At 49.5% G+C, this 20,845-nt stretch carries 21 protein-coding genes and 1 pseudogene; 12 read left to right on the top strand and 10 right to left on the bottom strand.

The genetic code is table 11. The annotated features are described in order from the left end of the window. Nucleotides 1-16: 16 nt before the first annotated feature. Nucleotides 17-562 carry a dihydrofolate reductase family protein gene (locus tag NC981_RS22180; protein ID WP_348244887.1) on the bottom strand — a complete coding sequence of 182 codons (546 nt, stop codon included), beginning with the start codon at nt 560-562 and terminating at the stop codon, nt 17-19. A 309-nt stretch (nt 563-871) separates the two neighbouring features. On the opposite strand from NC981_RS22180, the gene NC981_RS22175 reads away from it, so the two are divergent. Continuing rightward, the gene (locus NC981_RS22175) at nt 872-1,030 is read left to right on the top strand and encodes a hypothetical protein (protein WP_348244886.1); all 159 of its coding nucleotides are present in this window, start codon (nt 872-874) and stop codon (nt 1,028-1,030) included. Nucleotides 1,031-1,197: 167 nt separating this feature from the next. Beyond that, on the top strand, nt 1,198-1,563 hold the full coding sequence (locus NC981_RS22170; protein ID WP_348244885.1) for a hypothetical protein: 366 nt from the start codon (nt 1,198-1,200) through the stop codon (nt 1,561-1,563). A gap of 247 nt (nt 1,564-1,810) precedes the next feature. Here the strand turns inward: NC981_RS22170 and NC981_RS22165 are convergent, their stop codons facing one another. After that, nucleotides 1,811-3,325 carry a M48 family metallopeptidase gene (locus NC981_RS22165; protein ID WP_348244884.1) on the bottom strand — a complete coding sequence of 505 codons (1,515 nt, stop codon included), beginning with the start codon at nt 3,323-3,325 and terminating at the stop codon, nt 1,811-1,813. A gap of 199 nt (nt 3,326-3,524) precedes the next feature. Further along, the gene (gene hisA, locus NC981_RS22160; protein WP_348244883.1) at nt 3,525-4,298 is read right to left on the bottom strand and encodes a 1-(5-phosphoribosyl)-5-[(5-phosphoribosylamino)methylideneamino]imidazole-4-carboxamide isomerase; all 774 of its coding nucleotides are present in this window, start codon (nt 4,296-4,298) and stop codon (nt 3,525-3,527) included. 121 nt (nt 4,299-4,419) lie between these two features. On the opposite strand from hisA, the gene NC981_RS22155 reads away from it, so the two are divergent. After that, nucleotides 4,420-5,133 (top strand): rhomboid family intramembrane serine protease, encoded by a 714-nt coding sequence (locus NC981_RS22155; RefSeq protein WP_348244882.1) that lies wholly within the window; start codon nt 4,420-4,422, stop codon nt 5,131-5,133. A gap of 150 nt (nt 5,134-5,283) precedes the next feature. Beyond that, nucleotides 5,284-5,811 carry a hypothetical protein gene (locus NC981_RS22150; RefSeq protein ID WP_348244881.1) on the top strand — a complete coding sequence of 176 codons (528 nt, stop codon included), beginning with the start codon at nt 5,284-5,286 and terminating at the stop codon, nt 5,809-5,811. A gap of 90 nt (nt 5,812-5,901) precedes the next feature. Here the strand turns inward: NC981_RS22150 and NC981_RS22145 are convergent, their stop codons facing one another. Next, a complete protein-coding gene (locus NC981_RS22145; RefSeq protein ID WP_190376161.1) occupies nt 5,902-6,081 on the bottom strand; it encodes a YqaE/Pmp3 family membrane protein in 180 nt (59 codons plus the stop codon). Nucleotides 6,082-6,188: 107 nt separating this feature from the next. Between NC981_RS22145 and NC981_RS22140 the strand changes: the two genes are divergently transcribed. Continuing rightward, nucleotides 6,189-6,995 carry a sulfurtransferase gene (locus tag NC981_RS22140; RefSeq protein ID WP_348244880.1) on the top strand — a complete coding sequence of 269 codons (807 nt, stop codon included), beginning with the start codon at nt 6,189-6,191 and terminating at the stop codon, nt 6,993-6,995. Here NC981_RS22140 and NC981_RS22135 read toward each other — a convergent pair. Further along, a complete protein-coding gene (locus NC981_RS22135; protein WP_348244879.1) occupies nt 6,992-8,209 on the bottom strand; it encodes a hypothetical protein in 1,218 nt (405 codons plus the stop codon). The two genes, NC981_RS22140 and NC981_RS22135, sit on opposite strands and share 4 nt — an antisense overlap. A 577-nt stretch (nt 8,210-8,786) precedes the next feature. Between NC981_RS22135 and NC981_RS22130 the strand changes: the two genes are divergently transcribed. Then, entirely contained in the window at nt 8,787-10,796 is a 2,010-nt protein-coding gene (locus NC981_RS22130) for a FecR domain-containing protein (RefSeq protein WP_348244878.1), read from the top strand. A 66-nt stretch (nt 10,797-10,862) separates the two neighbouring features. On the opposite strand, the gene NC981_RS22125 is transcribed toward NC981_RS22130, so the two are convergent. From NC981_RS22125 to rpmI, 4 genes are read right to left on the bottom strand one after another with little or no spacing between them, the layout of a single operon-like run. Next, complete coding sequence (locus NC981_RS22125; RefSeq protein ID WP_190376157.1) at nt 10,863-11,393, bottom strand: tetratricopeptide repeat protein; 531 nt, start codon at nt 11,391-11,393, stop codon at nt 10,863-10,865. A 47-nt stretch (nt 11,394-11,440) separates the two neighbouring features. Beyond that, the gene (locus NC981_RS22120; protein ID WP_348244877.1) at nt 11,441-12,217 is read right to left on the bottom strand and encodes a transporter substrate-binding domain-containing protein; all 777 of its coding nucleotides are present in this window, start codon (nt 12,215-12,217) and stop codon (nt 11,441-11,443) included. 3 nt (nt 12,218-12,220) lie between these two features. Continuing rightward, a complete protein-coding gene (gene rplT / locus NC981_RS22115) occupies nt 12,221-12,571 on the bottom strand; it encodes a 50S ribosomal protein L20 (protein ID WP_058999777.1) in 351 nt (116 codons plus the stop codon). 52 nt (nt 12,572-12,623) lie between these two features. Continuing rightward, a complete protein-coding gene (rpmI, locus tag NC981_RS22110) occupies nt 12,624-12,821 on the bottom strand; it encodes a 50S ribosomal protein L35 (RefSeq protein WP_058999776.1) in 198 nt (65 codons plus the stop codon). A 240-nt stretch (nt 12,822-13,061) separates the two neighbouring features. On the opposite strand from rpmI, the pseudogene NC981_RS22105 reads away from it, so the two are divergent. From NC981_RS22105 to infB, 5 genes and pseudogenes are all read left to right on the top strand, one after another. Continuing rightward, a pseudogene (locus tag NC981_RS22105) lies at nt 13,062-13,199 on the top strand (carbohydrate porin); the annotation flags it as partial. Between the two features lie 159 nt (nt 13,200-13,358). Beyond that, nucleotides 13,359-13,817: a ribosome maturation factor RimP gene (gene rimP / locus NC981_RS22100; protein WP_348244876.1), complete on the top strand. Its 459-nt coding sequence runs from the start codon at nt 13,359-13,361 to the stop codon at nt 13,815-13,817. Nucleotides 13,818-13,858: 41 nt separating this feature from the next. After that, entirely contained in the window at nt 13,859-15,142 is a 1,284-nt protein-coding gene (gene nusA / locus NC981_RS22095; RefSeq protein ID WP_348244875.1) for a transcription termination factor NusA, read from the top strand. A gap of 68 nt (nt 15,143-15,210) precedes the next feature. Continuing rightward, a complete protein-coding gene (locus NC981_RS22090) occupies nt 15,211-15,486 on the top strand; it encodes a YlxR family protein (RefSeq protein ID WP_348244874.1) in 276 nt (91 codons plus the stop codon). Nucleotides 15,487-15,908: 422 nt separating this feature from the next. After that, a complete protein-coding gene (gene infB / locus NC981_RS22085; RefSeq protein ID WP_348244873.1) occupies nt 15,909-18,956 on the top strand; it encodes a translation initiation factor IF-2 in 3,048 nt (1,015 codons plus the stop codon). A 59-nt stretch (nt 18,957-19,015) separates the two neighbouring features. On the opposite strand, the gene NC981_RS22080 is transcribed toward infB, so the two are convergent. After that, nucleotides 19,016-20,122, bottom strand: a complete 1,107-nt coding sequence (locus tag NC981_RS22080) for an acyl-CoA dehydrogenase family protein (protein ID WP_348244872.1) — start codon at nt 20,120-20,122, stop codon at nt 19,016-19,018. A gap of 47 nt (nt 20,123-20,169) precedes the next feature. Between NC981_RS22080 and NC981_RS22075 the strand changes: the two genes are divergently transcribed. Beyond that, on the top strand, nt 20,170-20,778 hold the full coding sequence (locus tag NC981_RS22075; RefSeq protein ID WP_190376150.1) for a rhomboid family intramembrane serine protease: 609 nt from the start codon (nt 20,170-20,172) through the stop codon (nt 20,776-20,778). The last annotated feature ends 67 nt before the right edge of the window (nt 20,779-20,845 follow it).

The following is a 20,845-nucleotide window of genomic DNA, read 5'->3' as shown; positions in this document are numbered from 1 at the left end:
TCGTCCGCTTGATTTGTTATGGGGCATTCCCAATTACCTCATATTTACTTTGCACCAAGCCGTTTTCAAACTGTCGCGTTTCGAGATGATGCAATTTGACATCGTGAGGAAGCGAACTAAAAAGTGGAATCCCTGTACCTATAAGAATTGGCACTTTAGTAATGATTAATTGCTGGATCAAGCCTTCACGAAGAAACCCTTGGATCGTCTTTCCCCCATCAATGTATAAATGCTTGAATCCACGCTCTGATAAACGGTGAACTACTTCTTGTGGAGGCGCGCAGAGGGCCTCGACTGTTCTTGCAATGTCACTAGGGATGTCTACTTTCCGACTACTTAGAACAAATACAGCCTTTGCACCATAAGGCCATGAATCAAAGGACAATGCTAACTCGTAAGTATTCCGACCCATGACAAGCGCATCTACTGAATCTATGAATTCCTGATACCCGTAGTCTTCTTCGCCCTCTACATCTTCCCCACTGGGCAACCAATCAATATCACCGTTCTTCCGTGCGATGAAGCCATCAATACTTGTTGCGATGTATACAGTAGTTTTCATGCCTTCCTCAACAATGCGATCGCCGTATAACTATTTATTACACGGAAATTTTCGGCACATTATCCCAGGTTGGCTGACCATATAGAGTTTTCTCTGTACAGCCCACCGTTTTGTGGTGACATGCAGAATTCTTTCCGTATAGTATGCTCCTACAGACGAACACACAGAAAATTTCAGCCATATTCCATACATACTCGAAACACTTTCTCATTTGTATCCTTCGTCAAGGTAAAAGAATTCTGAAAACGATCGCCACCCCATTTTCCAAATTGCCGTTACTACAACGCTGCTCGATCGTCGTCTCCAAACGTGACTTCATTAGTTGGCAATTTCCCCATTCAAGATTTCAACTTTCTCATTTCGATTCGCCATATCCAAAATCAAGTTGAGCAATTACATGATTTAGTTTTGGAATTGCTCGATCGAGTTAAGAAATTACTGAATCAAATTGATAAGTTTCGCTTTTGAGTTCTAAAACTTCTCAACTCGATTAAGCATCAAAACGCTTAATGGGAAGTTTATATTTCTGCTTTGTAGATTAAGACTTGATAGAGACACAAGCACGATCAAACAATTTCTCTTCCTCCAAGGAATGTTGAATCTATTCAACTTAACTTTGTGGAGGGTCATCTACAATGCCGCTTGCAAAACAATATTCAGCGCACCTAGAAAAAGCGCAAAGGCGTTTGTCTGCAATCAAAAGCATCAACTCCAATTTGGATTTGGGCAAAGGTCTATCCATCCAAGCGTATTCAAGCTTGATTGAGAGAACGCGCAATCGGATTGATGCTTACAATGCAACCTTATCGCTGCTGAGTGCCGATCGCGTTGCCGTGGAAGAAGCCGAAAAAGAACTGAAAGAACTCAACGAGAGAATGCTGCTGGCGATCGCGTTGGAATTTGGCAAAGATAGCCCTGAATATGAAATTGCAGGCGGAATTCGTAAGAGTAAGCGCAAACGTCCCGCTCGGAAAAAGGAGGAGCAGGCGGAACTCAACTAAATTAGTGCAAACCCTGGCAGTTTTGCCTACCCTATACCCACATCTCTTTCCCGCTTCGTTGTCATCAGCTTCAGCCCCCTAAATCCCCCAAATTGGGGGACTTTGAACCCAGAGTTTTGGATCGAAGTCCCCCATTCATGGGGGATTTAGGGGGCGAAAGATCTCAGCAATCACAGACCAATCAACTTGTGTGTATAGGGTAGGGCAGGTTTATTGGGGTTTGTTGTTTAGTTAATCTTGTGTGGCTTTATTGAGTACGATCGCGCTTCTTATCCTGTTTGTAGGCTTTCAACAATTGATTCACTTTGCTTTGAATCGCTTTGTGCTGCTCAACACCCTCGTAAGCGTAGCGATTGTATCCCGTTGTGGTGATCAACTCTGCAAGATAGCTCACTCGATCCTGCGGTAACGGGTGCGAAGCTAACCAAGTTGGGGGATTTCCTCGCCGCTCTTCTTCCTGTTGTTTTCGCAGCGTCACCATCAGATTGTGCAAGCCATCTGCAGCGTAGCCCGTTGATGCCAATAACCGAGTGCCTAAAACATCAGCTTGTCGCTCCATTTCGCGGCTGTAGCTCAACACGGTAATATCTGTGAGCAATCCGCCGACATAAGGAATGAACTGCGTTAAGTTTGCCGTGAGTGTGCCTTCGGTGATCAACTGGAAACTATGAGACAGCACCGCATGAGCAATCTCATGTCCAAGCAGTCCCGCAAGTTCGGCTTCGGAATTCGCTTTCTCGATCGCTCCCGCATTCACAAACACTTTCCCACCCGGAAGCGCAAACGCATTTAACTTATTATCCAGAACCACCTGAAATTCATACTTGAAATCATCGCGCCCAGTCGCCGCCGCCAGTTTTTGTCCGAGTGTGGTGACATAATCATTCACCTCTTTGTCTTTCACGAGAGCAAGCTGTCGTTTCGCTTGACCTGAAATACGATCACCCACGCTCGATTCTCCCCGCAGGAGCAAAGCCGTACTTTGTACCGCATTCAAAGGGCCAAATAAACTTCCAGTCAGCGCATAGCTCAATGCACCCGTGAGAATTCCGCCGATTAAATTTCCTCGCAATCGGGCGCGGAGTTGGGTTTGGTAGCGTTTCTGATAATCATCTGCAAGCTTAGTAAATTCGGTCTTTTGCGGATGATCAGGATTCAGGATCGTGAACTGTCGTGCGCCGATCGAAGCCTCAATCCATTTTTCGTTGTTCGCGTATGCTGCAACTTTCGCTTTAATCAGATCGGGCTGATTTGGAAATTGAGTCGCCGCTTTTTCTAAAACGGTCAGCGCTTGCTCCTTTTTGCCGTACTTTTCGAGGGCTTCTGCATAGCGCAACTGTCCTGGAATAAATTGCGGGTAATTCTTCACCAGCAATTCCAAAGGCACGAAAATGCGAGTCTCTAAATTTTGCGCGAGTCCCGCTTCTGCTTCGCGCCAATAGACTTTGCCACCGGGGGAAAGCTGTTCGGGATCAGTAATAACTTCCTGGTTTTTGGCTTCTGTGACTTCTGTAAAAGCAGGCTTCACTTCCCGATAGAGTCTCTCTGCTTGGGCGTTGTCGCCTGCTTTATACAATCGATCGGCTTCAATTAACTTTTTCTCGCGCTCCGAAAGCTCAATCGAGTTCGCTCCGGGTGGAGCCGTTGCCGTAGCAGAGAGAGCAAAGACGATCGGGCGAGCCAGAAACAAAATCGCACAACAAAGGATGACGAACCTTGGAAAAGCAGAGCGAAACAGTTTTCGCAAACCTTGCTTCTTCATCAGAAACTCCAAGCTATTTAGAGCGACACCCTTAAAATCTCATGAAATCAGCGCTCTAAAGCAACATCAATTTGATGTCTTACAGAGTTTTTGACCCATTGTTTGGCAATCTTTTTCGGAAGTTTTTTCGTCAACTTATGAACCACCTTCTTGGCAATTTTCTTCGCCAATTTCTTCTTGTGTTTTCCCATTGCTGCTCCTATGCAAATGCAGACGAACCAAAATCAGGCGGAATATCTTGCCAGCGTCCTTGACCCACCGCACGAACTGCTTCTGTTAGCGAAACATCTCCGGTGTACAACGCTTTACCGACGATCGCACCCGTGACTCCTTGTGGCTCTAATGCTAACAAACTCAGCAAATCCGTCAACGAACTGACTCCACCCGATGCAATCACCGGAATAGCAGAGATCGAAGCTAAATCCCGTAGCGATGCCAAATTTGGCCCCTGCATCGTTCCATCTCGCTGAATATCAGTGTAAATAATCGCGGCTGCGCCCAATTGCGCCATGCGTTCTGCTAAATCAGTCGCTAGCACTTCCGAAGTCTCAAGCCATCCTTTCGTTGCAACTTTGCCATTGCGAGCATCGATCCCCACAATAATTTGCTCTGGAAATTCGCCGCACAATTGCGCTACCAGTTCTGGCTTCTCAACGGCAACCGTTCCTAAAATCGCCCATCTCACACCCGTTGAAAGCAAAGCAGCAACCGCATCTCGATCGCGCAATCCCCCACCGACTTCAACCGGAATATCGACCGCTTCGACAATCGATCGAATCGCCGCTAAATTCACCGGATGTCCGACTTTTGCCCCGTCTAAATCCACTAAATGCAATCGCGTTGCGCCCTGATCCGCCCACTGGCGCGCCACTGCAACCGGATCATCATTAAAGACTTGCGACTGATTGTAGTCCCCCTGATACAGCCGAACGCATTTCCCATCGAGTAAATCGATCGCGGGAATCACTTCCATTTCCTAGTCTCCCCAAAGACAGAGCATCCCAAATCCTACGCATAGATCTGTCTTCAGATCAACAGACAGCCTCAAATAAAGACGTTATCTTCTGACTAAAATTATAAGTTGGGGATAAACTGTGTTTCCGGTCAGCGACGACAATCCAACCCGCATCACTCCTTATGTCACTTTAGGAATTATTGCGGCAAACATCCTGGTGTTTCTCTATCAGTTAAGTCTCACGCCAGTTCAACTAGAAAACTTCTTCTACACTTGGGCCGTCGTGCCGCGTGAGTTAACGGCAAGTCTACTCGGCGAAACACTCCGATATCAACCGTTTCCAGAGTGGATCACCCTAGTTACGTCTCAGTTTCTTCATGGAGGATTTGCTCACATTGCCGGAAATATGCTGTTTCTGTGGATCTTTGGCAACAACGTTGAAGAGCGCTTAGGTCACATTCGCTTTTTGATCTTCTACATCGGTTGTGGTGTGTTGGCAGTATTGGCGCAATGGTTTTTCTCATCAGACTCTAATATTCCATCGCTCGGAGCCAGTGGCGCGATCGCAGGCGTAATGGGAGCCTATATTCTTCGCTTTCCCGGCGTGCCGATTACAACGATTATTCCGCCATTTATTTTCTTTCCGTTTCGCATTCCAGCTTGGGCATATCTCGGTATTTGGTTTATTCAGCAAGCATTTTATGGCGTTGCCAGCTTGAGCGTTCCCACTAACATTGGCATGGAGCGCGGTGGTGTGGCGTATTGGGCGCACGCAGGCGGATTTGTATTTGGTGCAATTTTAGGGCCGCTGTTGGGCTTATTTTCGCGACCCGAAAAGCGATACTCACCCTAAGACTTCTGAGTTAAAAATCTAAACTGAGGGTTGCATCTGGTCGCATCGCAAGCGGATAATCGTTAAAGCGACTACTTTATCATGCGCTTATCCGTCTGATAAGCAACCATCAGCATAACGATTCAGCAGCAACCCCAGGAGTATTGTTCAATGGGCGGTGTCATTAAGTTAATTAAAAATCTCTTTAGCGGTATTCTCTCCTTTATTGGAGGTATCTTTGGTTCAAAGAAATCGGGTTACTTTATGGAACTCGATGAGGCGGAAGCAGCAAAACCAGCAGCAACCCCGAAACTTGAAGATGCAAAATCTGCTGTTGCGACGGTAGAAGCGACCGCAAAATCGACCGCGAATGCTGTTGCTGAAGGTGTAAAAGAAACCACAGCAGCAACTGCCGCACCTAAGTCGGTGAAAGCAAATCCTGCCAAGGTTGAACCTGCTAAGGTTAAACCCGCCAAGGTTGAACCTGCCGAGGCTGAACCTGTCGCGATCGCTGAGACGAATGGTTCAACCAATGGGGCAAGGCCAGTTCCAGCAAACCCGCTGAATTTGCCACAACCGACCGTAAGCTTTGCAACAGAGCATCTAGTACCCAAGCCGACGAATTCTCGTCGTCGTCCGGGCGCAAATATGGGTTCGTTTCTTGAAATGGCAAAAACCGTCAAGACTCCAAATAACTAAATTTCACCGGACTGCATTAAAAAAGACGTTCGATCACACCATGCGATCGAACGTCTTTTTTTCTACACAATCTATTTTCTACACAACCTATTAGTATGCGCCACGACGCTCATCAGTTTTTTGGAGGTACCAAACCGCATGGATCACGCCCGGAACCCAACCAATCAAAGTCAGCAAAATATTAATGAATAAAGCAGAGCTAACGCCAGAAGTCATAAAAACTGCAACAGGCGGGAGTACGATTGCAAACACTAAACGCAAAAAGTTCATAGGAATTCTCTAATTTCATTTTTAACTGTTCCTCTTTATTCTCTTGAACTCCAGCACGATCGCCGTCCTTCAAAGGTAGGATCTGAAAACCCTCAGAAGTTAAACTCATGTCTGACGTGACAATTGCGGCAAACTGGTTATTCCAGCATCTAGACGATCCTGACATTGCGATCGCGGATTGCCGATTTGCGCTGATGCAACCCGAACTCGGACGGCAACAGTACGAATCGGGGCATATTCCAGGTGCCTACTACTTTGATCTCAATCAGGATTTGTCCAGTCCAGTTCAAAGACATGGAGGACGGCATCCGCTTCCTGATGTTGATCAATTTTCCGCCAAGCTCTCAGCGATGGGGATCACGCCTTCGACCTTAGTGATTGCCTACGATGATTCGCGATTTGGGTTTGCAGCGCGGTTTTGGTGGTTGTTGCGCTACCTGGGACACGATCGCGTTGTCGTTTTGGATGGCGGATTCTCGAATTGGAAAAACTCAGGCTATCCGAGTACCACGATCGAACCTGCCGTCAAACCTGGTCAATTCACGCCTCAAATTCGGACAGATTGGATCGTCGATATCGAAGCAGTAAAAGCCAAGAAAGACTCACCTAATGTGGCGCTAATCGACTCACGCGAACCCGAACGATATCGCGGAGAGCGAGAGCCGATCGATCCGATTGCAGGTCACATTCCCGGCGCAGTGAATTATCCGTGGCAATTCGCCACTGACGATCGCGGCTTCTTAAAAACTTCCGACGATCGCTGGTCAGCCTTTGAATCAAAAGACGAAATTTTGGTGTATTGCGGTTCGGGTGTCACCGCTTGCGTCAATTTATTGGCGCTTACAGCAGCGGGATGCGATCGCGCCAAACTTTATCCTGGAAGTTGGAGTGATTGGTGCTCGTATCAGGTCTAGAACAGCGGCAAACTAAAGACAATTCCAGCACCAAACAGAAAGCCATTGAAATCAATCCGTCGATCAGAGGAGTGCCCAAAGCTAAACCCACTAAACAAATTAACTTGAGTCCGTGGAGTCAGATTGTAGGTGACGCGCCCCAGGAGTTGATGATATAAATCGTCCCGCGCTTGCTGAGTAAAATGCGACCAAGTGAACTGATAATCGATCGCCATCTGGAGCTTTTGTGAAACACTGTAGCCCAGCGTTGTAATCAAAGAATTTAGAATGCGGCTGCGATCGTCGGGATTGGCAAAGCTCCAACGAAACTGATAATACGTATTCAGTGAAAGCCGGGGTGATAACGTATCTTGACGGCTCAATTCAACCCGAAGAGAATTGTCTCCAAAAAACTCCCGTCCGCTAAAAAATTGTTGTAGTCCTCGTGCAGATGTAAAGAGCTTCTGATTGCTCCAACCGATCTCACCAGACAACCGTGGCGTAATCCGATGAAAGATTCCCGCCCGCAACCGCAATTCATCATAATTTAATGACTCTATGCTTCCATTGATACTGCGGTACTGTCCAAGTCTGCCATAGCGAATCAAATTGGCATCAAAAGAGGTAATGAGGAAGGTTTTAGAACCGATCGGAGGCGCATAAAAAAAGGTCAGTCCAGTCCGCAGCAAGCCATCATTGATCGGCTCCACGTCTGAAAACACATTTGACGAGTTGAAATAATCTGTACGTAAGAGCAGATAAGCAGAAGGTAGACGAGGACGGTTTGGCAGGGCGATCGGTATCTCTGGTATTGTGCGCTCTTGAATTCGTAGCGTTCCCAATTCTGGATCACTGGCTCCAACAGGCGGGTCAGCGGCGATCGGTTGAACTTTTAAGTCTCCCAATTCTGGATCTGGAACCGGAGTGATTCGTAAATCTCCAAGCTCAGCGTCGGGGCTGCGTGGTTCAGCTTGTGCGACTTCTTCAACCTGTGCCGGAGGTTGTGAAGTTGCACCAATGCGAATCCTGCTTGTCGTGTAGGTGCAATTCGCGGAGAGCGATCGCCAGCAGCGATTTGCTACGATCCCCGGCGACTCTGGCAGCGCCTTTTGGCTAGTGTGATTTAGTACAACTTCCGATCGGAAAGCGGTTTGAACTGGAGCTGTCGCGCTTTGCTCAGAGGGTGCTAAATCTTTTGCTTGATGAGAAACACTTGAGACAGCCGATCGTTCCATTGGCAACTTTTCCAAGGGCGGCGGAGTCAGCGATCTCGATGCAGTTAACTCAGAATTCGCTGCTGACTGTCCTGAAACCAGAGATTTATTTGGTATAAAACTACACAGTCCCTTGCTTGCAGAGCTTAGAATTAGCCAAAAGCAGATCTGACCGATCAAGTAGGAATGAGAGTTGCACGATCGCTGATTCCTGCAGGAATTCTCTAGAGCCGCACTTGGGATCGTCAAAATTCTAAAATGTCTCAATATCAATCGTTTCACAGTTGCCCCGTCCACCAATCTGCATCCCTACTCAGGCTGATTTCAACTTGCTATTCTAGAAATTCGGTCAATTCTCTTACACTGTTGCCCATACGATAGATGCTAGTATCTTTACTGAATTTTTTATGAAGTCTCTTTAAAGCTTGAGCAGAAACTTTCTAAAGTTTCCCGCCAATGTGTAAAGTATCTGTGAAGAGGTAAATCTGTATTTTCACTTAATCATCTCATACGAGTAGAACTGGGTTGAACTTGTTCTAGGCTGACCCGCCTCTGATCGCGCTGATGCGCTTTCTGTCCTCTTGTTCTTGGAGCGTCTATGTCTCGCAAATTGTTCCTCGCAATCACGTCACTCTTACTCGGAATGGGTGCTGCATCCTGCGGTACTGCCTATGCCCTAACTCCGCTTACCTCTGCTGAAATCCGGGAAATTGTGAGGCGAGTTCAATTTGTTCCCAAGGGGCAGCCTGCTCGCGCTGCTGTGCTGTCAGAAATGATGCGTCCAGAGGATGCGCTTCATACGATGAGGTCTTCGCGGGTCGGGTTGCGCTTTAACGACGGTTCTTGGGCACGAGTCGGAGAAATGGCAATCTTCCGCTTTGTGCCTGGAACCCGAAACTTTCGCTTGACAAACGGCACCGTGTTATTGCTGATCAAGCCAGGACAGGGACGAACCACGATCGATACTCCCAACGCTTCAGCCGGAGTCCGTGGCTCAGCCCTATTTGTCCGATACGATGAGCAGACAGAAACGACGGTAGTGGGTGCCTTGACCAACAACCCTGCTGGCCCAATGGAAATCCTGGACAATACGACCGGACGCAAACTACCGCTAGAAGCGGGACAAATGGCGATCGTCGATCCGCTCGGCATTCGCCTGTTCAATTTTGATATGCACCGTTTCTACGAAACGAGTGATATTGTGCGCGGCTTAGATTTGCAGCGTCGAGATGCTCAACCTAGCCCAGACCCAGGCATTGCAGCCGTACAAGCTGAGACTGCTCAAGCCCTAAAGGAACAACAGCCACTAAGTGGGCCAGTGATTGAGAACCCCAGAATGGTGCAGCTATCCCCTCCAGTAGCAACGCCTGTCACGACTCCGGCTCAGCCTTCTACTCCGGCTCAAAATTCTGATGAGCGCCAACCTTCTCAGCCTTCTACGCCAGCGGCAACTCCTGCTAATCCGCCCAGTAATGGTACAAGCTCCAGTGCCACCCCAGCAACGCCAGCAACACCAGCCTCAACCCCTGATTCATCCAAACCCACCACTGCACCTCAGACGAACTCTGGTAGTACCTCGCAAGGCTCACCTGCTGGACAACCAACGGGGGGAACTTCAACGGGCAATCCAACCACGACAGGTACGCAGCCCCGTGGAAGACAAGTCATTGAGCAGTCGATCCCAGATCGCGGAATAAAGGCTCCTGAAACCTCCACTGTTCCAAATGCCCCTAGCGGAACTACCCCTTCAACCAATTCCAACCCGCCTTCTGGATCGACTTCTGCTCCTAATAGTGCCAATGGCTTAGGCACTTCTAATTCGTCCAGTTCGCCTGGTACGACTTCGACAACCACGAACTCTGGTTCCTCAACTTCAACAAACGGTGCAGCTTCCCCAATCCTCCCAGGTGGTGGCACTGCTGGCGGCTCAAACCCGGCTCCCAGCACTCCAGTCACTCCCGCCGCAACTCCCAGCAACTCAGCTAATCCTCCTACTGGAACGATCGTAAATCCGGCTCCCAGCATTCCAGTCACCCCAGCGGGCACCCCCAATCCAACTCCCAGCAACTCAGCTAATCCTCCTACTGGCGCGATCGTGAGTCCGGCTCCTAGCACTCCAGTCACTCCTTCCCCAAGCTCGGTCGCTACTCCCAATCCGAACCCAAATCCAACAACCAATACACCGATCAATCCTGCATCCACACCCACTCCAGCCGTCATTAATCCGACTTCTCCACCTAGTCCTCCCGCGCCCCCAGTCTCAACCCCCCCACCCGCCCTAATAGTAGTCCCCCCCGCAACTCCCCCGATCGAAAACCCCACACCTCCAGAACCCCTAAAAAATTCTGGACAGCCTAATCTCTCTCCGCAGCCTTTAGAGATTACGCCATCGCAAGGGGCAGTTAGAACGCCTCAACCCAATCCAGTAGACAATTCAACACCACCTCTGGTCAGCGATCCGTCCACCTCCCCTCCAGTCCTGCCAATTCAGCCGCCTGTAACTCCTACAACGCCGCCCGTACAACCAGATTCCCCAACTCAGCCTCCAACGCCTGAATCATCAGCGCCTCCCACACCTGCTCCAGAGCCAGTCCAAAATTCTAGATAGTGGAACCGAAAACAAGAAGAGGGCGATCGTAAATAACGATCGCCCTCTTCTTGTTTTTCGATAACTTTATGCTGACGGAACAAGCCGCTTTCTCAAAGCATCAGCACGTCGTTTTGCCGTTTGGTTAGTCGGCTCAAGCTCTAACGCTTGCTCATATATTTCCAGCGCTGGAGCTGCCAGTTGTTTGCGCTCATAGGCATGACCGAGGTTATTCAGCGCCGTGACATACTCTGGCAAGAGCTTTAGCGCTTCTTTATACTGCCGAATCGCTAGGTCGTACTGTTCTTGAGCAAAGTAGGCAAATCCCATTGCGTTATACACAGCAGCAAGGTCTTGACCTTCGAGCGTTTCAAGCTTAATCGCTTTCTGATATTGAGCGATCGCCTGAGTAAATAACCGCTTGTCGAGCAGAATGCTGCCGAGTTCGTAATACTCTTCGGCTGTGCCTTTCTCTTTGCTCAGCTTGTTTTGCAGGCGAGTAAAGGCACTCTCAACGCGACGAGTTTTGAGGACTTGCCGAGCGACAAAAAAGACGGCGCTACTAAGCAAAACCAGCAAAAGGGAAATGTAAAGAATTGGGGAGGCTATGCTGTCCATAGGAGTTTTGTCGATCGCAAATTTTAAGGCTTCTGTTTCAGGGTATCTCAAGGGAGACCCCAATAGGTAGCACGCTGCTGTAACCAACCTTCGGATTTCCATTGGCGCAGGAGTTGATCCACACGGCGGCGCAGCTCGTCGGATTCGAGTCCTTTGGGAAATACGATCGCTAACGGCTCGGTTGAAGCCCGGAACGGTAGGATGCGGTATTCAGGAAATTCCTGCACCCACCCTGCTAAAACGCTGACATCTGCCGCAAAGCCGATCGCTTGTCCTGATTCAATCAACTGTTTCCCGGCACTGTAGGACTCAGCACCGATGAGCTTGACTTGGGGAAACTGATAGCGCAGAGCTGCGATCGTGCTGGCATTGTTCAGAACCGCGATCGTTTGACTAGTCAAATCCCGTTGAGCTTGAATTGCCGCGCTTTTTGTAATGATCCCGGTTCCATCGAGATAGTACGGTTCACTGAAGGCAACAATTCGAGCGCGAGAAGCGTTGACGGTGACACGGGCGATCGCAAAATCAACGGTTTCGCCAGTGACAGCCGACAGCCGATCGCGATTGCTCACAGCCTTAAACTCGATCGCGGTCGGTCGTCCAAGTAATGCTTGTGCTAGACGCTGCGCGATCTCAATTTCAAAGCCTTGAAGCCTGCCTTGAGCATCACGAAATCCCAGCGGACGGACATTATCTTTTACCGCCACGATCAGACGATTGCGCTGAACGATCGTTTGTAAATCTGCCGCAAACAAAGATGGGGACACAAACCACTGCGCCCCCACCCATGACCAACTTAGAACTGCGACGAATCGCTTTCGCATACCTTAGGCTTGAACTGCCTTTTCGACGACTTTTGCAAACCCGGCTGGATCAAGAACCGCCAGTTGCGCCAGCATCTTGCGATTGATGAGAATGTCTGCTTTCTTCAGCTTACCAATGAGTTGGCTATAGCTGATGCCTTGCTGACGTGCTGCCGCGTTGATCCGCGTGATCCACAAGCGACGAAAATCGCGTTTCTTCTTGCGACGATCGCGATACGCATTGCGAAGCGCTTTCATCACTTGCTGATTTGCGGTGCGGAACAACCGAGAGTGAGAGCCACGAAAGCCCTTTGCGAGTTTCAAAATCTTTTTGCGGCGTTTTCGAGCTACATTGCCGCGCTTCACCCGTGCCATGTTTCAACTATTCCTTAACTAATTTTTTGTGAGATCGTGCCTGAGTCCACCCTTACAGATAAGGCATCATCAACCGAACGTTTGCTTCATCCCGCTCGTTAACTAAATCTCCGCCTGCAATCCGGCGGCGGCGGCTCATACTCTTGTGAAACAAAAGGTGATTTCCATGAGTGCGACGGCGCTGGATCTTTCCGCCGCCTGTGGCTTTGAAACGCTTTTGTGCAGATTTACGGGTTTTCAGCTTCGGCATGGGTTTGCTCTAATTCGACACAGCTTTCAATCTTACTACAAATTTCAGATTTAGAGCAAACTGATTGCAGCTCAATCAGTTGTATTAATTTGGCTCATTAAAAAATGCGTCTACATAACCTAAGTGCTACGGGAGTCCCAGTCAATTCCGAAGTCACGCCTGTTCTGTTAAGGCAATGCAAGGGATTAGTGTCGCAGGTTCTTTGAGTTTAATCACGACCGGCGCAACAGCATCCTTCTGCTTGAAGGCTTCTTCAACTTCCGGGTTAACGATAATCTCAGCATTACGCCGGGTGTATTCGCGATCTTCAATCCTGAAGGGATCAGCGCAAATGGAGCTGTAGTCGTGCCTGTAATTCGCTCGACCTTCACGTTCTAAAGCTAAGGTGGCTTGTGGAAAAAACGAGCCACCCTAGATTTTTTCGCTAAAATGGACAAGGAAGAACAGCAATTTTCTGTTTAACCGAACTCCATGAAATCAGTCGTTTCATGAGAAGTGGGCAGTTGTCCCACTTTTTTTATTTGGAGAAGTGGTTCGATGGCGCATCCTCTGATTCCTCAAATTTTGGAAGTGGCGGCTCCGGTGGCGGAGTTGATCGATCTTGAAGTGGTTCATGCTGTGTTTCAAACGAATCAAAGTCCGCCCGTGCTGCGGATCGACGTGAGAAACAAGCAGGACGATACGGGACTGGATGACTGTGAACGCATGAGTCGGGCGCTGGAGCCACTTTTAGACGAATTGATCCCAGATCAGTATGTCCTCGAAGTGTCGAGTCCCGGTATCCCGAAAACCTTGACGAGCGATCGAGAATTTGTCTCGTTCCGGGGGTTTCCAGCGCTGGTCACAACGTCTGAACCGTTTCAAGGCCACATTTACTGGGAAGGCAATCTGATTCGACGTGACGAAACGAACGTCTATATCAGCAAAAAAGGACGCACGATCGCACTGCCAAGAGCGATCGTGTCAAGCGTTCAACTAACCGAAAGCGAAGAATAATTCGTTTTGCTCGACAACTCAATATTTACGGAGAATTTTCTATGTCAATGGTCGCTTTGCCCGGACTCAAAGACATGATCGACGGCATCAGCCGTGAACGCAACTTACCGAAGCTCTCGGTTCAAGCAGCGCTCAAAGAAGCCCTGATAAAAGGCTATGAGCGTTTCCGCCGCACTCAGCGCATCGATGGCGATGGATTTGACGAAGAATATTTCGATAACTTCGAGGTCGAACTCGATGTCGAAGAAGAAGGTTTCCGTGTACTGGCAACCAAAACGATCGTCGAAGAAGTCACAAACCCGGATCATCAAATCTCTCTTACTGAGGTTCAAGAAGTCGCCGCTGAAGCGCAAACGGGTGATACAGTTGTTCTGGATGTCACGCCGGATCAAGGTGATTTCGGTCGCATGGCAGCGATTCAAACCAAACAAGTCTTAGCGCAAAAGCTCCGAGACCAACAGCGCAAACTCATTCAAGAAGAATTCCAGGATTTAGAAGGCACAATTTTACAAGCGCGAGTGCTGCGGTTTGAGCGTCAATCGGTCATCATGGCAGTCGTCAGCGGATTTGGTCAGCCAGAAGTTGAAGCCGAATTACTAAAGCGAGACCAGCTACCCAACGATAACTACCGCGCTAATGCTACCTTCCGGGTGTATCTAAAGAAAGTCAGCGAAGGCTCTCATCGCGGCCCGCAATTGCTAGTTTCTAGAGCGGATGCAGGCTTAGTCGTCTACCTGTTTGAGAACGAAGTGCCTGAGATCCAAGATGATGTTGTGCGGATTGTGGCAGTTGCCCGTGAAGCAAATCCGCCCTCGCGCCATGTTGGTCCTCGCACTAAAATCGCCGTAGACACTTTGGAACGCGATGTTGATCCTGTAGGTGCTTGCATTGGAGCGCGTGGCTCTCGCATCCAAGCGGTAGTCAACGAACTGCGAGGAGAAAAAATTGACGTGATTCGCTGGTCACCTGATCCCGCTACTTACATTGCTAACGCACTGAGTCCAGCCCGCGTCGATGAGGTTCGCCTCGTTGATCCCGAAGGTCGTCAGGCGCATGTTTTAGTGGGAGAAGATCAACTCAGCTTAGCGATCGGCAAAGAAGGTCAAAACGTCCGCCTCGCTGCTCGTCTCACTGGCTGGAAGATCGACATCAAAGATAGCCGCAAATACGATGCGGCGGCTGAAACCGAGAAAATTGCAGCCGTGATCGAAGCTCGTCGTCAATCCCAACCCCCGGTTGACGAATACGAGGACGAGGAGTTCTACGACGAAGAAGAGGAAACTGCACCAGCTTTGGAGACGGAACTCGAAGAACAGCAGGCTTAATGCGAGGCGGGAGTAGGCTTCTGCCAGCAAGAAAAGTTAACATAATCCTGCTCCCTAGCTTCTGCTTCATGCCACCGAATTATCGTCGCTGTCTTAGTTGCCGTAAAGTCGCACCGAAAGAAGAGTTTCTTCGAGTGGTGCGACTTTACCCGTCTCACGAAATCGCGATCAATACTGGGATGGGACGATCGGCTTATCTCTGTCCCAGTCCAAACTGCATTCAGGCGGCACAAAAAAAAGGTCGCCTCAGTCGCGCCCTCAAAGCCACAGTTCCCACCGAACTTTATCAGCACTTGCAGCAAAAGCAAGTAGAAGTTCACGCGACGCAACCTGAGCTATATTAGATCCAGTGGCTAACTTCGCTAATCAAAATCTTTCTAGAATCGATTAGCCTGTGTAATCCGTCCTATCGTAGGAGATTTGCTGTCCCTTGCTCTGAGATGTTATCTGTATCCTCTCTTCAGTTTTATTGCTTCAGAGCAACTCAGACATGACATTTAGGGAGGGTGGCTCATCACCAGCAACTCAGAACGATTAACACGACGCGATGGCTTCGCTTTATGAAGGATTCGTGGCATTATTTTTTTGAGCAATCTGCCGATTGACCTATCGGGGACTTCGTTTCTAAGCTACCATTCAACCAAGGGGGTAACATCTTCTTCAAGATTACCAGTGCAGATGAACTGCAATAACCCAATAAACCTGTCGTTTTAGTCAAAACAGAAGGTCACTATGTAACACCAACGATCGTACGAGGGAAGAGTGGATGAACAACGGCAAAGTCAGAATTTACGAACTATCCAAAGAATTGAATCTAGACAATCGAGACATTCTCGCAATCTGCGAACAATTAAATATCGCGGTCAAGAGCCACAGTAGTACTATCACAGAAACCGAAACGGAACAAATCCGTGCCGCTGCTGAGAAATATGCTGCCAGCCAGCCCTCTCCGGCCAAGACTGCCTCTAACCGCCCATCAAACTCCCAATCTGTTGAATCAAGAAAGAAAACGCCCTTGAATATTCAGAAGAAACAGCAAATCTTAGAAATTCGTCGCCCCATTACGCGATCGACCGCCGCTTCGGAATCATCGGAACTCCGTACCCCTCCACAGCCGCCCCAATCTTCCCCAGCGGCACCGCCCGCTGTTAGATCTGCCGAGCCACCACGTCCGACGCGCCCTATGCCAGAGCGTCCGGTTGCTTCGGAACCAAAAGCTGATGAGCCGGCTCCGGCCCCGCAATCAATCGCGCCAAAATCAGTCGAACCGTCTGCGCCTCCGCAAGTGATCAAAGCGCCTGCACCTGCTCAAGCCCCAGAACCTCCGGCTCAAGCTCCTGTGCGTCCAGCTTCGCCCGCTCCAGCTCGTCCCGTTTCAACGACCAGTAAACCTGTGTTGAAGCGCGACAAGCCCACCCCTAGCGAGGGAACAGATAGCCGTTCGGAAAATCGCCCGCCTTCACGCGATTCTAGAGGCGAAAAAGCGCAGCGTCCCGCAATTAATAAGCGACCCGGTGCACCCACTAAACCGGGAGAAGCAAAACCTCAGCAAATCGTTGAGCTTCGCCGACCCAAGCCTGTGTCTACGGAGGAGGGTGCAGCCCAAGACGCTCCGGTGCTGCGATCGCGCCCCGTTAAGCCAGTCGCTCCTGAACCAGCGGCGGCAGGTGCGCCAGACCTAACGCTGAACAAACCGACCCCACCAAAACGCCGCGTTAAAGTTTGGGAGGATGAGGAAGAAGAAGTCCAAGAAATTCCTGAAAAAGCAGCCAAGCTCGCCAAAGGTAAGCGGCGGGGGCAGCCCAAAATTCAGGATGACGACGAAGATGACTTCGACTTGCTTAATGAAGACGAGGATGGAACCGTTAGTTCTGCTCAAGTCAGCTTGTCGCTGGCTCGACCTGCGAAGCCTAAAGGTCTACCAGGGCAACAGCAAGTTAGACCTGCTGCCACTGCTGCTCCGACCCAGCGGAAACGGAATAACTTCCGCGATCGCCGCGATCGTCGCAATGAAACCGAAAAAGCCGAGCGTCCAGAGATTATCTCGCTTACAGGCGGGTTGACGGTTCAAGAACTGGCAAACTTGCTGGTTGTTTCTCCGACTGAGATCATCACCAAGCTCTTCATGAAGGGCATCGCTGCCACCATTACACAAATGCTGGATGCGGAAACCGCGACGATGGTTGCGGAAGAGTACGGCATCTTGGTTGAAGTGGGCGAAAAAGAAGCTGCCGCGAAGAAAGTGACCGAGATGATCGATGCTGATGACTTGGATCACCTCCATCGTCGTCCGCCTGTGGTCACAATCATGGGTCACGTTGACCACGGGAAAACAACGCTGCTTGACTCGATTCGGAAAACGAAGGTCGCAGCCGGAGAAGCAGGTGGCATTACCCAGCATATCGGGGCGTACCACGTTGATGTGCCACACAACGGCGAAATTCAGCAAGTTGTGTTCCTCGATACGCCAGGCCACGAAGCGTTTACCGCGATGCGAGCACGTGGGACGCGAGTCACTGATGTTGCCATTCTTGTTGTTGCGGCAGATGACGGTGTGCAGCCTCAGACCGTCGAAGCGATTAGCCATGCGAAAGCGGCAGAAGTGCCAATCATCGTGGCAATTAACAAGGTAGATAAAGAAGGGGCACAGCCCGATCGCGTCAAACAAGAGCTAACCGAATACGCACTCGTCCCCGAAGAATGGGGTGGTGACACGATTATGGTTCCAGTAAGCGCTTTAACAGGTGATAACCTCGATACGCTGCTGGAGATGATTCTGCTGGTTTCGGAAGTGGAAGACCTTTCTGCGAACCCCGATCGACCTGCAAGAGGAACCGTGATCGAAGCGCATTTGGATAAGGCGAAAGGCCCTGTTGCCACCTTGCTGATCCAAAACGGAACGCTCAAAATTGGTGATGTCCTGGTTGCAGGCTCGGCATTGGGTAAAGTTCGAGCAATGGTGGACGATCGCGGTCATCGTGTTCAGATTGCAAGTCCCTCGTTTGCAGTGGAAGTCCTCGGTTTGAGCGATGTTCCAGCAGCGGGCGATGAGTTCCAGGTGTTTACAGACGAAAAAGAAGCACGTGCAACGGCTTCTGATCGTGCGGATGAACAACGGACTTCTCGACTGTTGGCGGCAATGTCTTCGCGCCGAGTCAGCTTGAATACCCTGTCAGCGAAGGCGCAAGAGGGCGAACTCAAGGAACTCAATCTGGTGCTGAAAGCCGATGTGCAAGGTTCGATCGAAGCAATTTTAGGTGCATTAAGCCAATTGCCTCAGAACGAAGTGCAGGTACGGGTTCTATTCTCGGCTCCAGGTGAGATTTCTGAAACAGACGTTGACCTAGCCGCTGCCAGTGATGCCGTGATTATCGGATTCAACACCACGTTGGCTCCGGGAGCGCGTCAAGCTGCCGATCGAGCAGGCGTAGATGTGCGCGACTACAACATCATTTACAAATTGCTGGATGATGTTCAGGGCGCAATGGAAGGTCTGCTGGAACCGGAACTGGTGGAAGAAGCATTGGGTCAGGCGGAAGTTCGAGCCGTGTTCCCGGTGGGTCGTGGGGCTGTGGCAGGTTGTTATGTGCAGTCTGGTAAGCTCGTGCGGAACTGCAAAATTCGGATTCATCGCGGCGGTAAGTTGATCTACTCTGGCAACTTGGATTCGCTGAAGCGGATGAAGGAAGATGCGCGAGAAGTGAATTCGGGTTACGAGTGTGGTATCGGTCTTGATGACTTTAAGGATTGGGCTGAAGGCGATATTCTTGAAGCTTACAAGATGGTCACGAAGCGCCGAACGCTTGCTCGATAACTATCTGTAGTTTGATTGACTCCCGAATCGTAGATTCGGGAGTTTTTTGTTAATTGACTCTACCGATGGCGGCGTGAGGTTGCAGAGATGCGATCGAGCGTCCCTTCCAATACCGCGGTTGTCTGACCTGCCACCGAGAATACGAGCGCTTCTCGATACACTCGCTGCGCGGGATGCTGCTTAGAATTTGCCGCACCGCTTGACACGACTACTGCTGCATGAGCACATCGCATCGCTAGATCGATCGCCCAAACTCGCAATTTCAATCGCTCCTCAAAACTCTGCTCCTGAGCTGAATAAATAAAATCACGACAGAGTTTTAATTCTTCTAGAAGCGTTTCATAGGCAGGCGCGATCGACAAATAAGGCTTCGTTTCTTGAGCGTGGCTGACAATATCGAGACCAGCCTGAGCGCAACCGAGCGCAAAGAAGCTGTGATTGAGAACATTGATGCGATCGTTCTTAAAAATTGATCCTGCATCAGCCACAAACGCCACTTCTGAAGCCTCTAAATTCCATTCAGTCACTTCTGCGGTGACGGTATTCGTAGCACTCATGGCGGCAAGCTGCATCGGCTTACTAAAGCGAATTGAACCACCGGAATTTTGCGCCGCATCGGTAAAGGGAATCATGCCATAGACCGCTTGACCGTTGGGAAGCAGTGCTGCAACTAGAACGGTTTCAAAAAAGCCGAATCCAGTAATCCAGGGAATGTGACCGTGGAGTTGATAGCCGCTGTTGGTTTCGTTGGCGCTTGCGCCTGCCAAAGGTACCGCCTTTAAAGGTGGATTGTCATGTCGTCGCAGATGCGAAAATCCAATTCCCACTAATGCTTCACCCGTCGCCAGGTAAGGTAGATAAGCCTGTTTCAGGTCTTCATTGTTGCTTTTGGATAAAATCGCGCCCGCACTCTGATGCTGAGTTTGCAGAAATGCTAATGCTCCTGAAAATCGCGCAACTTGCTCTTGAAACGAGTGGAACAAGTGATTCTCCAATTCTGCACCGTTGTAGATTTTAGGAACTCGGAGCGCGAGAAGATGCCGATCTCCTAATCCTCGTAGCGCCGATCGTAGAAGCTCCACATCTTCATCAAGCTGATTAGCAATGGGGGCGATCGTATTCCACAAATAGATATCTGCGGTTTCCAGAAGAGTTGGCGTTTCCATGTAGAAAATGTGAGAGATTAAGTTTCTGAATTCCGAATTTTTTATTTATGAACGATCTTAGCCAAACTGCGCTGATGAATGGGTTGAGTCAAGCCAAAATTCTAGGATATCTGCTGCTGTTGGCTTGGGTTGTGTCGATCGTCAATCTTCTAATTTTACGTAGGTCGCTAAATCGGTTTGGGGTACGTCCGCGTGAATGGATGGGATTGTGGGGTGTAGCGTTTGCACCATTTTTGCATGGAGGCTGGGGGCATCTGTACAGCAATTCGTTCGCATTTCTTACCTATGGCGGACTAATTGTGCTGCAAAATCCTGAAAACTTTGGTGCAATCACGGCAACCGTTGCATTAACGAGCGGACTAGGGACATGGTTGTTGGGGCGCGATCGTACCGTTCATATTGGTGCAAGCGGCGTGACGTTTGGGTATTTGGGATTTTTGATGTCTTTGGCATTTTTCGATCGTAATGCTCTCAATGTTCTGCTACTAGTTTTTACTGCATTTTTTCACGGTAAATTTCTTTGGGGTTTGTTACCGATTCATCGACGGATCTCCTGGGAAGAACATTTATTTGGATTTCTAGGCGGAATCTTTGCGGCTCGATATTTACCACAACTTCGAGAGGCTTTTACTCATGTCTTGAGTTCTCTGAAATAGCTTGGGCTGTTTTCCTCCTAATTGAGCCATCGGACAGCGAAATCTTCTAAAATAGCTGCGGTGATTT

Source organism: Leptolyngbya sp. DQ-M1 (genome assembly GCF_039962505.1).
GTDB lineage: Bacteria > Cyanobacteriota > Cyanobacteriia > Leptolyngbyales > Leptolyngbyaceae > Leptolyngbya.
The sequence above is the reverse complement of the archived record's forward strand: the minus strand, read 5'-3'. Positions and strand labels throughout refer to the sequence as shown.